Below are 14,180 nucleotides of genomic sequence, written 5' to 3'. Positions count from 1 at the left end.
AAAAAAACACCAAAAAGGTGTTTTTTATTATAAGTTTGAAGCAATTTTTTTAGCAATTTCTTCAAATTCTTCTTTTTCTAGACTAACCTTTCGTTGAAAACGCATATCATCCATGTCTTTCAAAGGAATTAAGTGAACATGAACATGAGGCACTTCTAAACCAACAACTGCCATACCAACTCTTTTGCAATCAATTGATTTTTCTAAAGCCTTAGCAACTTTTTTACTAAATTGCATTAAACCTAAATAATAATCTTCTTCCATATCAAAGATTTTATTAATCTCTTGTTTAGGAATACATAACGTATGTCCTTTTGCATTTGGATTAACATCTAAAAAAGCCAAATAATTTTCATCTTCAGCAATTTTATAACTTGGAATTTCTCCATTTATTATTTTGGTAAAAATAGAAGCCATACTTATAGTTTTATCTTGAAATTTCTACTATTTCGAATTTTAGTATTCCGTTTGGAACTGTAATTTCGGCAATATCTCCAACAGATTTACCAAGTAATCCTTTTCCAATAGGAGAAGTTACTGATATTTTACCTGTTTTTAAATCCGCTTCACTTTCTGCTACTAAAGTATAATTCATTTCCATTCCATTGGTTTGGTTTTTGATTTTTACTTTAGACAAAACTAAAACTTTGGACACATCTAATTGAGATTCATCAATTAAACGTGCATTAGCTACAACTTCTTCCATTTTAGAAATTTTCATTTCAAGAAGACCTTGCGCTTCTTTAGCTGCATCATATTCTGCATTCTCAGATAAATCTCCTTTATCTCTAGCGTCTGCAATATCCTGTGATGCTTTTGGTCTTTGTATATTTTTAAGTTGGTCTAATTCATCCCTAAGGTGTTTTAACCCTTCTGCTGTGTAATAAGATACTGTACTCATAACTTCATCGTTTATAGAAATAGAAAGAATCCCATACGAGTGGGATTCCTATATGCAAATATAACAAATATTTTCATTCCTAAATTTTTTAAGATATAATTTTGACCTTTAGTAATTCAAAAGTATTAAATTTGACTAAAAATAAACCATGAAGAAATATATCTTATTATTACTAATTCCTCTTTTTATGGGTTGTGAAAAAGATAGTGTTGGTAGCAATAATCCTTTTTTGCCAGATTATTCTGTGAATTTGAATATAAATTTAAATTTACCAGCTTATAATGTTTTAAAATTTCCTAGCAATGGTGTTCTAATTACAACAGCAGGTGTAGGAATAAGAGGTGTTTTTGTTTTTAATGTTGGTAGCAATACATATGTTGCTTATGATGCGGCTTGTCCTAATCAAGCATTGAGTGATTGTTCAACCATGACATTAAACGGAATAACCGCAAAATGTCCTTGTGATGATGCTGAATACAATCTATTTACAGGCTTGAGTACTGGAAAAAATTATCCGATGAAATCTTATAGAACCGAAGTAAATGGTAATATAATTAGAGTATATAATTAAATAAAAAGGGAAGTGTTTAACTTCCCTTTTTATTTGCATTTAGAATTTTAAAGTCATTCCGGCTAAGAAATTAATTCCAGCTTGTGGATAAAAACCTGCTCCTTCAATTGTAGATATTGTACCTGGGTTCGAAAAATCATCATCATACGTATAAAAATACCCATTTGATTCATATTCAATATCTAAAATATTATTCACTAGTCCTGAAAAAACTATGGATTTAATTCCCTTGTTAATTTTCCATTCATAGTTTACATTTAAATCATTTATAAAATAAGCTTCTAATTCTGATTTTTTTGCATCAATATTTCCCATATATTGTTTGCCAACATATTTAGATAGTAAAGAAACTTGCAGGGTCTTTATTGGTAAAAAAGTAATGTTTCCACCAGCAATTATATTTGGAGAAAAAGCAATATCAGTATCTCCTAAATTTTTCAAAACACCATCACGTTGAAAGTTGAAATCTTTATTTTTATTTTGACTAATTGTTACATTAGGCTGAAAGAATAGGTTTTCTAGCACTTCAATTTGTGCATCAATTTCAAGTCCAACTCTATAGCTTTTTCCACTATTTGTGAAAATTGGTGAACCCACATCGTTTAAAGCTCCGGTTAAAACCAGCTGATCGGTGTAATCCATAAAAAATGCATTGGTATTTACTTTCAGTTTTTTAGAATTATATTTCCATCCTAGTTCTAAATCTTTCAAACGTTCTGATTTTGTACTTCCGTTTTCATAATCATCTCTTCTTGGTTCTTTGTTTGCAATTCCGAAATAACCATAAAGCATATTAGAATTATTCAATTGATAATTCAATCCTACTTTTGGATTAAAGAAACGAAACGTGTCATTTACATCTTCCTCAAACTTATAACTATCTGCTTGGTAAAAAACCATTCGATATTGCATATCTGCAAAAACACTTAATTTATTAATAACTTCATGTGATATTTTACCGTATACATTTACATCATCTTTGTTTCCAAAATTATCGTAATAACGATTCGCATTTGGAACATAATATTGAGTATCAATTACTTCTCCATAATGTTTTCCTAAATAACGATTTGCAGCACCGCCTATTTGAAAGCTAGTCTTTTTAGAATCATAATTTAAGGATGCTGTAGCTCCAAAAAAGTCATTATCTAACCATCTTTTTCGAACTAAATCTGAAATTGAATTTCCATTAAAATCAGGTAAATTATAATCTGAAAGCGTTTCGTCTTCTTTATATTGTTCAAAATATCCTTTCCCTAAAGTGTAATGCAAAGCAACATTAGAATTCCATTTAGAATTCCACTTCTCTGACCAATGCAATTGAAAATGATTTTGCCAATAGTTATCAGTTTCATTATCATAAAATTGCTCATTTCCATTTTCATCAAAATAGATTCCTGCAACATTATAAGTTCTATCATTTTTTAGCTTTTCCTCATCTTCAAGACCATACCATGCTTGATAGGTTTTTTCTTTTCCTCCAAAAGCCAAAAATTTTATTAATGTATTTTCTTTCACATAATTAGCATTAAAGAAATACCCAAACATGTTAGTTGAAGCTCTATCAATAAAACCATCAGAAGCAATTTGAGACAATCTACCGTTTATTTCAAAATTGTTTTGCAAGCCTGTTCCAAAAGCTAAAGTGTGTTTTCTAGTTCCAAAACTACCAACAGAGTTAGCAATTTCCGCATAAGCTTCTTCTTGATAAGATTTTGTTTCTACATTTAAACTTGCTCCAAAAGCTCCAGCTCCATTTGTAGAAGTTCCAACTCCTCTTTGCAATTGAGCACTTTGTATAGATGAAGCAAAATCGGGCAAATTAACAAAGAAAGTTCCTTGACTCTCGCTATCATTAAATGGAACTCCGTTTAATGTTACGTTAATTCTAGAACCATCAGAACCTCTTACACGCATGTAAGTATAACCTACACCATTTCCGGCATCGGTCGTAGTTACAACAGAAGGCTGATAGTTTAATAAAACTGGAAGGTCTTGTCCAAGATTTCTTTTAGCAATTTCTTCTTTAGAAATATTAGTAAAAGTAATTGGATCTTTTTCTTTTGCTCGAACAGATGTCAATACAACTTCTTTAAGCTGTGTAACTTTAGTTGAATCTGTTTCTACTTCCTGTGAAATGGCAAATGCTGAGTAAAATAAGGTGAATAGACTTAAATAAGTCTTTGTACTTTGTACTTTGTACTTTGTACTTTTTGCAAATAATTGTTTCATTCGTAAATAAATTATACGAATAAAAGGGGTAATTATTCTTTGGTTAAAATTAAAATTGAAAAACTCCAGACACAAGCAAACGTGCACATTTACTTGTGTCTTTTCCCTAAACAGCATTACCTGTTCTAGGTTCTATGGGTATAATCTCAGCTCGTTTTTTAGAGCACCCCTTTGAGACAGTGCAAATATAATTGAAAGTATTAAGATTTGAGTATTAAGTATTAAGATTTTTAAAACTTTTTCTAACCCCATCATTCTTAATACTATAAATCAGGTTTTTTTCTATTTTGTTTAAGTAAGGCTGTAGTTTTTTTAGATTTTAAACGCCTTTCTTTAGAAGCTTTTGTTGCTTTTGTTGCCATTCTTATTTTTGGCTTTGTTAATCCTTTTTCAAGGATCCCTATAAAACGTTTTGTGACAATGGATTTATTTTTTATTTGACTTCTGTCTTCATCACAATTTAAAATCAAAATAAATTCTTGAGTCAATTTTGAAGCTAATTTTTCCTTTAAATAGGTTTTTTCATTTTCAGTCAAGCCATTAGAATTTTCTAAATCAAAATTCAAAACTACTTTAGACGAAACTTTATTTACATTTTGCCCACCTGCTCCACTACTTCTAATAGCTTTGTAATTAAGTTCTTTTAAAAGAATTTCTTTATCCATTTAAGTAATTTTATCTTCTGGTTGATGAGAAGGTTTTAATAAGTCATTTACAGTTTTAACAGGATTAAAAGTAGACAAAGGCACTTCTACAAAAAGAGTAATCCAATTAGCCATTGCTCCATTCCATAGGCCAGGTAATTCAAAAGATTTTACTGGTTTTCCAAACTTATTTTTTTCTACGATAAAACCTGTGTTCTCATCTACAAATTGTGTTAAATCAAACTTTTTGTTTTTATAGTCTTTAATACCACAAACCAAGTCAACTGGGTTAAAATGAGTTGCAAATTCAGCAATTTGCTTTTGTCCTTTATCTTTTAAATTAATTTGAGAAGTTTCAACTATTTGTAATGATGATAATCCGTTTTCGTTTTTAACCCAAAAAGGGCCTCCACCAGGCTCTCCTTCATTTTTAACCATTCCACAAACACGTATTGGTCGGTTTAATTCATTAAAAAAAAACTCAACTTTATACTCCAATTGAAATTTATCAAAACTAATGGGTAATGAAATGTTTAACTTTTCTTTTGCAAAACTTTTAATTTCAGTTATTAATTCTTCCGTAACATTTTTACTCTCTAATTTTTCTAAATAATTAAAAACTTGTTCTTGGGTTTTCATTAACAAACCGCCTAGTACTTTTTTATATTTAATTATATCCACAATATGATTTTGCGAAACATTATCAATGTTTTTTATGAAAATAATATCCGCTTTTAATTGATTTAAATTTTCAATTAATGCACCATGTCCACCTGGCCTAAATAACAAACTACCATCTTCCAATCTGAAAGGTGTGTTATCAAGATTAACCGCTATTGTATCTGTTGACTCTTTTTGATAAGAGTAAGTAACATCAATATTAGACTGATTCTTTGTGATAGTTTCAAAATGTTCTTGATGCTCTTTTGAAATTGTAAAATGAACTTTTGCTTTTTCACCTTCTTTTTTATAAAAAACAGTCTCACTTAAGTGTTCTTCAACTGGAGTTAAAACTGCTTTATCTTTGGTATGAAACGGCAAAATTCCTTTTGGTTTATTCGCAAAATTGAAATATTCAGAAGATAAGAGTGTATTTATAAAAAGATAATCTTTTTCATCTTTTTCAAGTTCATAATAATTTAAATTTAATTGAATGACTTTATTTTTTACTTCGCTGTAAAAAGGAAAATCTTTCATTCCAACAAGAAAAACAGGCAAATCGTGTTCTTGTTTGTGGTTTATGTATGAATTTATTGTTCCTTTTTCAAAACTAAATTCAGTTAAAAATTCAATCAAAAATTTAAACATTCTACTGGCAGCACCGGAAGCAGGAACAAACTTTTTTATAATTTTGTTACTTTTGTTATTGTCAAAAAATTGACATAGTTCTTCAATTTCTTCAGTAGAAAAAACTAAAATACCATCATTAATTGTTGCAGACTTTTCAAGATTTACTTTTGCTATTCCGTTAGTAAAAAACAGAAGTTGTTGTTCTATTTTATCTAACAAAATCCCTTTATCTTGAATTTGTTTTATATCTTTTTTGCTAAGTTTTTCTTCCATTCTAAATAAGCATAAATTGCAATTATTGTAAATATAACATATTGAATACTAGTAAAAGTATATCCCTTGTGAAAATATAAAGGTACAGAAACTATATCCCCAATGATCCAAAGTATCCAATTTTCTATCTTCCTTTTTGCCATTAGCCACATTCCTACAAAGAAAACACCCGTTGTAAATGTGTCTACATAAGCTGTCCAATGTGTAAATTTATTAAAATATTTATAGACTATTACTACAAAAGCCATTGTTATCAAAAAAATAATGATACCATAATAAATTTCTTTCGTAGTAACTCTGGAAATTGGAAATTCAGGTTTATCATCCGTTTTTCTTGTCCAAATATACCAACCATAAATACTCATAGTCGTGTAATAACCATTAATTAACATATCTCCAACCAAACCCCATTTATTAAGTAAATAAACAAAAATAATTGTACTTACAATTCCTGTGGGATAGACCAATATGTTGTTTTTTTTGGCAAGAAGAACACTTGCAAGTCCAAATAAAATTGCAATAATTTCTAAGACAATATCAATTGTTTCATACCCTTTGTATTGTGAAAATAAAAACGCTATCATTCTTCAAAAAAATTAGCGTTGTTTTCAAAAGCAGTTCCTATTACTACTAAATCCGCTCCTGCTTTAAACGCATTTTCAATTCCAATTTTAGATCTAATTCCTCCACCAACAATTAAAGGGATAGTTAATTTTTTAGAAACTTCTTTAATCATATCTAACGGAATTGCTTTTTCGGCACCACTTCCAGCTTCTAAATAAATTAATTTATTTCCCATATATTCTCCTGCTTTTATGGTTTGACAAACATAATCTATATCATTTCTATTTAAAGGTTTTGTTTGACTTATACGTTCAACAGCCGTTTCTTTTCCGCTTGCAATTAAAACATAACCTGTAGAAATAACTTCTAAAGCTGTTTTTTCAAGAATTGGAACTGCACTAACTTGATGTTCAATTAAATAGTCTGGATTTCTACCTGAAATTAAATTTAGAAATAAAACACCATCAGCATATGCTGAAATTTGTGAAGGATTTCCTGGAAATAAAAGGATTGGTAAGTTACAGTTTAATTTAATTTCTTGGATAATTAAATCTATTTGATTTGTTTCAACAAAACTTCCGCCAACAAAAATATGTGTTGCTGGTGATTGATTTATTTTTACAATCAAGTTATCTAATTGCTCTAACTGAACTTTATCAGGATCAATTAAAATAGCAAGTAACTTTTCGTTCCTGTTTTTAGAATTTAGTATTTCTTGATAAATATTTTTCATTAATTATTCTCAAAAGCACAAACAAACATATATCCATCAAAAGAATCAAATTCAATGGTAAATTTTTCTACTTTGTTATTAAATTTTAATTTGGCCGTTGCTACTTTGTCTTCAAAAATAAAGTTGTCTTCAAAAATATGCTTTGGAAAACTTATTCCAGGTTCATTTTTGATTTTAAAAATACTTTCTTTAATTCCCCAAATGACAGTTGCTTTTTCGATTTGCTCTTTAACGTTTAGATTTTCAATATGAGAAATATTCATAAACTTGGGAGCTATTCTAATTATTTTTTCTTTGAGAATTTCAATATCGATTCCAATATTTCTTTCACTAATAGCAATAGCTGAAAAATCATGTGAATGAGAAATTGAAATGTGCATGTCCATTATACTACATCCTTGAGGCTTTAAATTAGGCTTTCCAAATGCATCATAATATAAGTCAAAATCATTGTAATCAATATGTTGCAATAACTTTCTAACAGCTAAAAACCCTTTTTTATGGCTTTCAGATTTCATGGATTCTAATCTTGCAAATGAAGAATCTTTTAATTTTGTATCTTTAGACAACGTATCTAAGTCTTCTGTGATTTTCCACAAATATAATTTAGTGTTGTTAGATAAATAAATAACTTTATGTAGTGGCATTGAATATTTTATTGAATTTCAGTTGATTATACTATTAAACAATTCACAAAATAAGTGAATCAATTTTAAAAATAAAAAGGAATTCCTTACCTTTGCACTTTAAAATTAATAATACAAATATACAATAGATGAGTACAAAAATCGCAAATTATGTACCTTATAAAGTTAAAGATATCACTTTAGCGGACTGGGGAAGAAAAGAAATTGAATTAGCAGAAGCTGAAATGCCAGGATTAATGGCCTTAAGAGAAGAGTATGGTGCAAGCCAACCTTTAAAAGGAGCTAGAATTGCTGGATGTTTACACATGACAATTCAAACTGCAGTTTTAATTGAAACTTTAGTTGCTCTTGGCGCTGATGTTACTTGGTCTTCTTGTAATATCTTTTCAACTCAAGATCATGCTGCTGCTGCTATTGCTGCTGCTGGAATTCCGGTTTACGCATGGAAAGGATTAAATGAAGAAGAATTTGATTGGTGTATTGAACAAACATTATGGTTTGGTGAAGACAGAAAACCATTAAACATGATTCTTGATGATGGTGGAGATTTAACAAATATGGTTTTTGACCGTTTTCCTGAATTAATTGCTGATATTAAAGGATTATCTGAAGAAACTACAACTGGAGTTCACCGTTTATACGAAAGAATGAAAAACGGAACTTTACACATGCCTGCTATAAACGTAAATGATTCAGTTACTAAATCTAAATTCGATAACAAATACGGTTGTAAAGAATCTGCAGTTGATGCAGTAAGAAGAGCAACTGATCTAATGTTAGCTGGAAAAAGAGTTGTGGTTTGTGGATACGGTGATGTTGGAAAAGGAACAGCTGCTTCATTCAAAGGTGCAGGTTCTATTGTAACAGTTACTGAAATTGATCCAATTTGTGCTTTACAAGCTGCAATGGACGGATTTGAAGTTAAAAAACTAAACACAGTTGTAGGTAATGCAGATATTATCATCACAACTACAGGAAATAAAGATATTATTTTAGGTTCTCACTTTGAGCAAATGAAAGATAAAACTATCGTTTGTAACATTGGTCACTTCGATAACGAAATCGACATGGCTTGGTTAAACAAAACACATGGTGCTACTAAAAATGAAATCAAACCACAAGTTGACAAATACACAATTAACGGAAAAGACATCATTATCTTAGCTGAAGGTCGTTTAGTTAACCTTGGTTGCGCTACAGGTCACCCAAGTTTTGTTATGAGTAATTCATTCACAAACCAAACATTAGCTCAATTAGAACTTTGGACTAACACTGCTGCTTATAAAAATGAAGTTTATATGTTACCAAAACATTTAGATGAAAAGGTTGCAGCTCTTCACTTAGCAAAATTAGGTGTTGAATTAGAAGAATTAAGACCAGATCAAGCCGAATATATTGGTGTAGCGGTTGAAGGACCATACAAGCCAGAATATTACAGATACTAATAAATTTTTGCCATGCTGAACTTAATTCAGCATTTCAATTGAAACAAAACCCTTACAGCAATGTGAGGGTTTTCTTTTAGGCAATTGCTAAGGCACCGTGCTATCCATTCTAGTTTTGCAAAACCATTTATCAAAGTTTTGCAAAAGCTGCCACTGCTATCACTATTGCAGTATCGTTTTCAATTCATAAAATATTCCTATCATTGTAATTCTGAATTAATTTCAGCATCAGAAATCTCATGAAAAGATCCTGAAACAAGTTCAGGATAAAAGTAAATAAACAAAAAAATCCCAACTCTTTCGAATTGGGATTTTTATTTTTTTGAAGTTTAATTAATTATGCTTCAAAAGGAACTATAGATACAAATGATTTGTTCTCTCCTTTTTTCTGAAACTTAACTAATCCGTCAACTCTTGCATGTAAAGTATGATCTTTACCCATGTAAACGTTTTCACCCGGATTATGTTTAGAACCTCTTTGTCTTACGATAATGTTTCCAGCAATTGCAGCTTGTCCTCCAAAAATCTTAACGCCTAAACGTTTCGATTCTGATTCTCTACCATTCTTCGAACTACCGACACCTTTCTTGTGAGCCATGATGTTTTGGTTTTATAAGTTAATATTAAAATTAAACAGCTTTACCACCGTTTAATTCGTCTTGTAATTTTTTTAATTCATCCATTTTACCATCAGCAGCTAGTTGAGCTTGTTGTGCCCAAGTACCTGGATCTAAATGTTGTACTTTAGCTTCAGCAGCATCTAAAATTTCTTTTACTTTTTCTGCAGAAGTTTTAGCCAATTTTGCGAAAGTATCAATACCAGCAGCAACTAATACTTCAGCAGCTTTAGGACCAACTCCTTCGATCAATTTCAAATCGTCTCCTTTTTTAGAAGCTTTTGCTTTTGGAGCTTTCGCTTCAGCAGCAGGAGTTTCTACTAATTTTTGAGCTTTAGCTGGAGCTTCTTTTTTTACTTCTTCCTTTTTAGGAGCAGCTTTTTTAGAACCAGTTGCTAAAATTCCTTCAATTACGATTTGAGATAATGATTGTCTATGACCATTTTTCTTTTTGTACCCTTTTCTTCTTTTCTTCTTGAAAACGATTACTTTATCTCCTTTTAAGTGTCTTAACACTTTGGCTTCAACAGAAGCACCTTCTATAGCTGGGGCGCCTAGAGTAACTGTACCATTATCGTCTACTAAAAGAACTTTGTCGAAAGTAACTTTCGAACCTTCATCTTCAGATAAACGGTGTACAAAAACTTTTTGGTCTTTGCTAACTTTAAATTGTTGCCCTGCTATCTCTACGATTGCGTACATAACAATGTGTTTAAATTAATTTTTTTAAGGTTGCAAATATACAACTAATTACTATACACACAATACTTTAGTAGAATTATTTTTTTAAGTCTTTTTTAATAAAAAATTGTAACTTTTTTACGAATTTAGCAACTTATACAAAAACAATAATTTCATTTTATGAAAAAATCATTAATAGCTTTAAGCGCAATGCTTATGATTGGAAGTATTTCTACCGCTCAAAACGTGGCTTTTGAGGAATTTGATTTAGACAACGGCTTACATGTTATTCTACATCAAGATAATTCTGCTCCTGTAATAATTACATCTGTAATGTATCATGTAGGTGCCAAAGACGAACAACCTAACCGTACAGGTTTCGCTCACTTTTTTGAACACCTTTTATTTGAAGGAACTAAAAATATTGAAAGAGGAGAATGGTTTAAAATTGTAACCGCAAATGGTGGTCAGAACAATGCCAACACTTCTGATGATAGAACTTATTATTATGAGGTTTTCCCTTCTAATAATTTAGAATTAGCTTTATGGATGGAATCAGAAAGATTAATGCATCCAGTAATTAACCAAATTGGTGTTGATACACAAAACGAGGTTGTTAAAGAAGAAAAAAGACTTAGAGTTGATAATCAGCCTTATGGAAATTTAATTAAAGCTGTTAAACTAAACTTATTTAAAACACATCCTTATAAATGGACAACAATTGGAGAAATGGAACATTTAGACGCTGCAACTTTAGAAGAGTTTCAGGCCTTTAATAAAAAATTCTATATTCCAAACAACGCTGTATTAGTTGTTGCTGGTCAATTTGAAAAAGGACAAGCTAAAGAATGGGTTCAAAAATACTTTGGTTCAATTCCAAAAGGAGCGACAATCAAGAGAAATAAAGTAGAAGAAGCTCCAATTACTGAAACAATTAATGCTACTTGGGAAGATTCAAACATTCAGAAACCAATGTTTATTCAAACCTACAGAACTCCTTCAATGAAAACTAGAGAAGCTAGAGTTCTTGACATGTTATCTACTTATTTATCAGACGGAAAAAGCTCTATTCTTTACAAAAAAATCGTCGACGATAAAAAAATGGCTCTTCAGATAGGAGCTTTTAACTTTAGTCAAGAAGATTACAGCATGTACATTCTTTTAGGAATTCCTATGGAAGGATTTACACAAGCAGACATCAACAGAGAAATCGATGAAGAAATTGTTAAAGTTCAAACTGACTTAATCTCAGACAAAGATTTAGAAAAATTGAGAAATATTTTCGAAAATCAATACGTAAATAGCAATACTAGTGTTGAAGGAATTGCAAGTAATTTAGCTACTTATTATATGTTATATGGCGATGTAAACTTAATCAATACCGAATTGGATATTTACAAATCTATCACTAAAGAAGAAATTAGAGATGTAGCTAAAAAATATTTGAATACGAATCAAAGATTACTTTTAAACTACATGCCTGCAACTGATAAAACTCAAAAATAAGAACACATATCATGAAAAAATTATTATATATAGTAACTAGTTTGTTCTTTATGACAACAATGACGGCACAAGATAGACCGATGCCAAAATCTGGTCCAGCTCCAAGTATAAATATCAAAAAACCTGAAACTTTTAAACTTAAAAATGGATTAAAAGTTTTAGTGGTTGAAAACTCAAAATTACCAAGAGTTTCTTATACCTTAACGATTGACAATACTCCATATGTTGAAGGCAACAAAAAAGGTGTTGATAATATGTTGAGCGCAATGATTGGAAATGAAACAGAGAAAACTTCTAAAGAAGCATTCAATGAAGAAATTGACTTTTTAGGAGCAAACATTAACTTTTCATCAAGTGGCGCAAGAGGAAGTGGATTGTCTAAATATTCTGAAAGAATTTTAGAATTAATGGCAGAAGGTAGTTTAGAGCCTAAATTTACGCAGGAAGAATTTGATAAGGAAAAATCAAAAATGATTGAGAACCTTAAGTCTGATGAGAAAAACGTAACAGCAAACGCTAGAAGAGTTGAAAACATTTTAGTTTATGGAAAAAATCATCCTAGAGGTGAATATGTTAGCGAAGAAACATTAAACAATGTTTCACTAGCTGATGTAAAACTAAACTACAATATTAATTTCGTTCCAGAAAATGCTTATTTAGTAATTATTGGTGATGTAAAATTAAAAGACATCAAAAAACAAGTTGAAAAAGCGTTTAAAGGCTGGAAAAAAGCAACTGCTCCACAACTTACTTTTACAGAGCCTACAGATTTACAATATAGTCAAATTAACTTTGTAGACATGTCAAATGCGGTTCAGTCTGAAATTGCAGTGATAAATACTTCAAATTTAAAAATGACTGATAAAGAATATTATGCTGCTCTTTTAGCTAACCAAATTCTTGGTGGCGGTGGAGAAGGAAGATTATTCTTAAACTTACGTGAAAAACATGGTTGGACATATGGTTCTTATTCATCAATTGGATCAGGAAAATACACTTCAAAATTTAGAGCTGGTGCTTCTGTAAGAAATTCAGTTACTGATAGTGCAATTGCAGAAATATTGAATGAAGTTAAAAGAATGAGAATGGATTTAGTTTCTGACGAAGATTTAAGAAACGCAAAAGCTAAATACGTTGGAAACTTTGTAATGCAAATCGAAAAACCTGAAACGGTTGCTTTTTATGCACTAAACAAAGAAACTCAAAACTTACCAGATGATTTTTATGAAAAATACATTAAAAACATTAATGCTGTGACTGCAGAAGACATTAAGGCTGCTGCAAACAAATACTTTTTAGCTGACAACTTAAGAATAGTTGTAGTTGGAAAAGCGGCTGATGTTGTTCCAGGATTAGAAAAATCTGGAATTCCAGTTATGTATTTTGATCGTTTTGGAAATAAAGTTGACAAGCCTGTTATCAAAAAAGAAATTCCTAAAGGAGTTACAGCAAAAACAGTACTAGAAAGCTATATAAATGCCATTGGTGGTGAGAAAGCTTTAAAAGCTGTAAAATCTACTGTAATTATATCAAAAGCTACTGTACAAGGACAAGAATTACAACTTACTGCTAAAACTACTAGTGACAACAAAATGTCTTCAGAAATGTCTATGTCTGGAATGACAGTTATGAAAATGGTTGTTACAGAAAAAGGAGCTTATGCAAATCAACAAGGACAAAGAAAAGACTTTGAAGGAGAAAAATTAAAAGAAATGCAAGCAATGGCGTATACTTTTCCTGAGCTTTTATTAACAAACAATAAAGATGTTGTTTTAAAAGGGATTGAAACAATAAATGGCTCAGATGCTTATGCCTTAACAATTGGTAAAAAAACCATGATGTATGATGTAAAATCTGGCTTAAAAGTTGCTGAATCGGTTGAACAAGAACAAGGTGGTCAAACTATGACTCAAGTAACAAACTTTAATGATTATAAAGAAGTTAAAGGAATCAAATTTCCATACAACGTTGTAATGAATGTTGGAATGGAATTAGAATTTGTTACTCAAGATGTAAAAATCAACGAAGGAGTTACTGCTAAAGATTTTGAATAAAGAATCTTCAACATAAATTCAA

14 protein-coding genes are annotated in these 14,180 nt (G+C 30.3%); 4 read left to right on the top strand and 10 right to left on the bottom strand.

Annotated elements, in window-relative coordinates; all coding sequences use genetic code 11:
- Window positions 1–27 precede the first annotated feature (27 nt).
- Together G507_RS0106720 and greA are read right to left on the bottom strand one after the other, a co-directional pair.
- The gene (locus tag G507_RS0106720; RefSeq protein ID WP_026716784.1) at window positions 28–417 is read right to left on the bottom strand and encodes an HIT family protein; all 390 of its coding nucleotides are present in this window, start codon (window positions 415–417) and stop codon (window positions 28–30) included.
- Between the two features lie 10 nt (window positions 418–427).
- Window positions 428–901: a transcription elongation factor GreA gene (greA, locus tag G507_RS0106715; RefSeq protein WP_026716783.1), complete on the bottom strand. Its 474-nt coding sequence runs from the start codon at window positions 899–901 to the stop codon at window positions 428–430.
- Window positions 902–1,049: 148 nt separating this feature from the next.
- On the opposite strand from greA, the gene G507_RS0106710 reads away from it, so the two are divergent.
- Complete coding sequence (locus tag G507_RS0106710) at window positions 1,050–1,472, top strand: Rieske (2Fe-2S) protein (RefSeq protein WP_026716782.1); 423 nt, start codon at window positions 1,050–1,052, stop codon at window positions 1,470–1,472.
- Between the two features lie 39 nt (window positions 1,473–1,511).
- On the opposite strand, the gene G507_RS0106705 is transcribed toward G507_RS0106710, so the two are convergent.
- The 6 genes from G507_RS0106705 to G507_RS0106680 form a co-directional block, all read right to left on the bottom strand.
- Window positions 1,512–3,704, bottom strand: a complete 2,193-nt coding sequence (locus G507_RS0106705) for a TonB-dependent receptor (protein WP_026716781.1) — start codon at window positions 3,702–3,704, stop codon at window positions 1,512–1,514.
- Between the two features lie 263 nt (window positions 3,705–3,967).
- A complete protein-coding gene (gene arfB, locus G507_RS0106700) occupies window positions 3,968–4,369 on the bottom strand; it encodes an alternative ribosome rescue aminoacyl-tRNA hydrolase ArfB (protein WP_026716780.1) in 402 nt (133 codons plus the stop codon).
- Complete coding sequence (locus G507_RS0106695) at window positions 4,370–5,911, bottom strand: DUF4301 family protein (RefSeq protein ID WP_026716779.1); 1,542 nt, start codon at window positions 5,909–5,911, stop codon at window positions 4,370–4,372.
- Entirely contained in the window at window positions 5,881–6,495 is a 615-nt protein-coding gene (pnuC, locus tag G507_RS0106690) for a nicotinamide riboside transporter PnuC (RefSeq protein WP_026716778.1), read from the bottom strand. Before pnuC ends, G507_RS0106695 begins: the two co-directional genes overlap by 31 nt.
- Complete coding sequence (locus tag G507_RS0106685) at window positions 6,492–7,208, bottom strand: phosphoglycerol geranylgeranyltransferase (protein ID WP_026716777.1); 717 nt, start codon at window positions 7,206–7,208, stop codon at window positions 6,492–6,494. The genes pnuC and G507_RS0106685 overlap by 4 nt, the downstream gene beginning before the upstream one ends.
- A complete protein-coding gene (locus tag G507_RS0106680) occupies window positions 7,208–7,855 on the bottom strand; it encodes a 4'-phosphopantetheinyl transferase family protein (RefSeq protein WP_026716776.1) in 648 nt (215 codons plus the stop codon). Before G507_RS0106680 ends, G507_RS0106685 begins: the two co-directional genes overlap by 1 nt.
- A 128-nt stretch (window positions 7,856–7,983) precedes the next feature.
- Here G507_RS0106680 and ahcY point away from each other — a divergent pair, with 128 nt between their 5' ends.
- Window positions 7,984–9,300 carry an adenosylhomocysteinase gene (gene ahcY, locus G507_RS0106675; RefSeq protein ID WP_026716775.1) on the top strand — a complete coding sequence of 439 codons (1,317 nt, stop codon included), beginning with the start codon at window positions 7,984–7,986 and terminating at the stop codon, window positions 9,298–9,300.
- A gap of 337 nt (window positions 9,301–9,637) precedes the next feature.
- Here the strand turns inward: ahcY and rpmA are convergent, their stop codons facing one another.
- Window positions 9,638–9,898, bottom strand: a complete 261-nt coding sequence (gene rpmA / locus G507_RS0106670) for a 50S ribosomal protein L27 (protein ID WP_026716774.1) — start codon at window positions 9,896–9,898, stop codon at window positions 9,638–9,640.
- A gap of 31 nt (window positions 9,899–9,929) precedes the next feature.
- On the bottom strand, window positions 9,930–10,619 hold the full coding sequence (gene rplU / locus G507_RS0106665) for a 50S ribosomal protein L21 (RefSeq protein WP_026716773.1): 690 nt from the start codon (window positions 10,617–10,619) through the stop codon (window positions 9,930–9,932).
- Between the two features lie 159 nt (window positions 10,620–10,778).
- Between rplU and G507_RS0106660 the strand changes: the two genes are divergently transcribed.
- Both G507_RS0106660 and G507_RS0106655 read left to right on the top strand, forming a co-directional pair.
- Window positions 10,779–12,104 (top strand): M16 family metallopeptidase, encoded by a 1,326-nt coding sequence (locus G507_RS0106660; protein WP_026716772.1) that lies wholly within the window; start codon window positions 10,779–10,781, stop codon window positions 12,102–12,104.
- A gap of 11 nt (window positions 12,105–12,115) precedes the next feature.
- Window positions 12,116–14,158, top strand: coding sequence for a M16 family metallopeptidase (locus G507_RS0106655; RefSeq protein ID WP_026716771.1), 2,043 nt, complete (start codon window positions 12,116–12,118; stop codon window positions 14,156–14,158).
- Window positions 14,159–14,180: the final 22 nt, after the last annotated feature.

The organism is Flavobacterium gelidilacus DSM 15343 (genome assembly GCF_000422685.1).
In the GTDB taxonomy this organism is placed as follows: Bacteria; Bacteroidota; Bacteroidia; order Flavobacteriales; family Flavobacteriaceae; genus Flavobacterium; species Flavobacterium gelidilacus.
The sequence above is the reverse complement of the archived record's forward strand: the minus strand, read 5'-3'. Positions and strand labels throughout refer to the sequence as shown.

Excerpts from the sequence above, each read along its gene's own strand:
- G507_RS0106720 (WP_026716784.1), bottom strand. The coding sequence starts at position 417 with ATGGCTTCTATTTTTACCAAAATAATAAATGGAGAAATTCCAAGTTAT.
- greA (WP_026716783.1), bottom strand. The coding sequence starts at position 901 with ATGAGTACAGTATCTTATTACACAGCAGAAGGGTTAAAACACCTTAGG.
- G507_RS0106710 (WP_026716782.1), top strand. The coding sequence starts at position 1,050 with ATGAAGAAATATATCTTATTATTACTAATTCCTCTTTTTATGGGTTGT.
- G507_RS0106705 (WP_026716781.1), bottom strand. The coding sequence starts at position 3,704 with ATGAAACAATTATTTGCAAAAAGTACAAAGTACAAAGTACAAAGTACA.
- arfB (WP_026716780.1), bottom strand. The coding sequence starts at position 4,369 with ATGGATAAAGAAATTCTTTTAAAAGAACTTAATTACAAAGCTATTAGA.
- G507_RS0106695 (WP_026716779.1), bottom strand. The coding sequence starts at position 5,911 with ATGGAAGAAAAACTTAGCAAAAAAGATATAAAACAAATTCAAGATAAA.
- pnuC (WP_026716778.1), bottom strand. The coding sequence starts at position 6,495 with ATGATAGCGTTTTTATTTTCACAATACAAAGGGTATGAAACAATTGAT.
- G507_RS0106685 (WP_026716777.1), bottom strand. The coding sequence starts at position 7,208 with ATGAAAAATATTTATCAAGAAATACTAAATTCTAAAAACAGGAACGAA.
- G507_RS0106680 (WP_026716776.1), bottom strand. The coding sequence starts at position 7,855 with ATGCCACTACATAAAGTTATTTATTTATCTAACAACACTAAATTATAT.
- ahcY (WP_026716775.1), top strand. The coding sequence starts at position 7,984 with ATGAGTACAAAAATCGCAAATTATGTACCTTATAAAGTTAAAGATATC.
- rpmA (WP_026716774.1), bottom strand. The coding sequence starts at position 9,898 with ATGGCTCACAAGAAAGGTGTCGGTAGTTCGAAGAATGGTAGAGAATCA.
- rplU (WP_026716773.1), bottom strand. The coding sequence starts at position 10,619 with ATGTACGCAATCGTAGAGATAGCAGGGCAACAATTTAAAGTTAGCAAA.
- G507_RS0106660 (WP_026716772.1), top strand. The coding sequence starts at position 10,779 with ATGAAAAAATCATTAATAGCTTTAAGCGCAATGCTTATGATTGGAAGT.
- G507_RS0106655 (WP_026716771.1), top strand. The coding sequence starts at position 12,116 with ATGAAAAAATTATTATATATAGTAACTAGTTTGTTCTTTATGACAACA.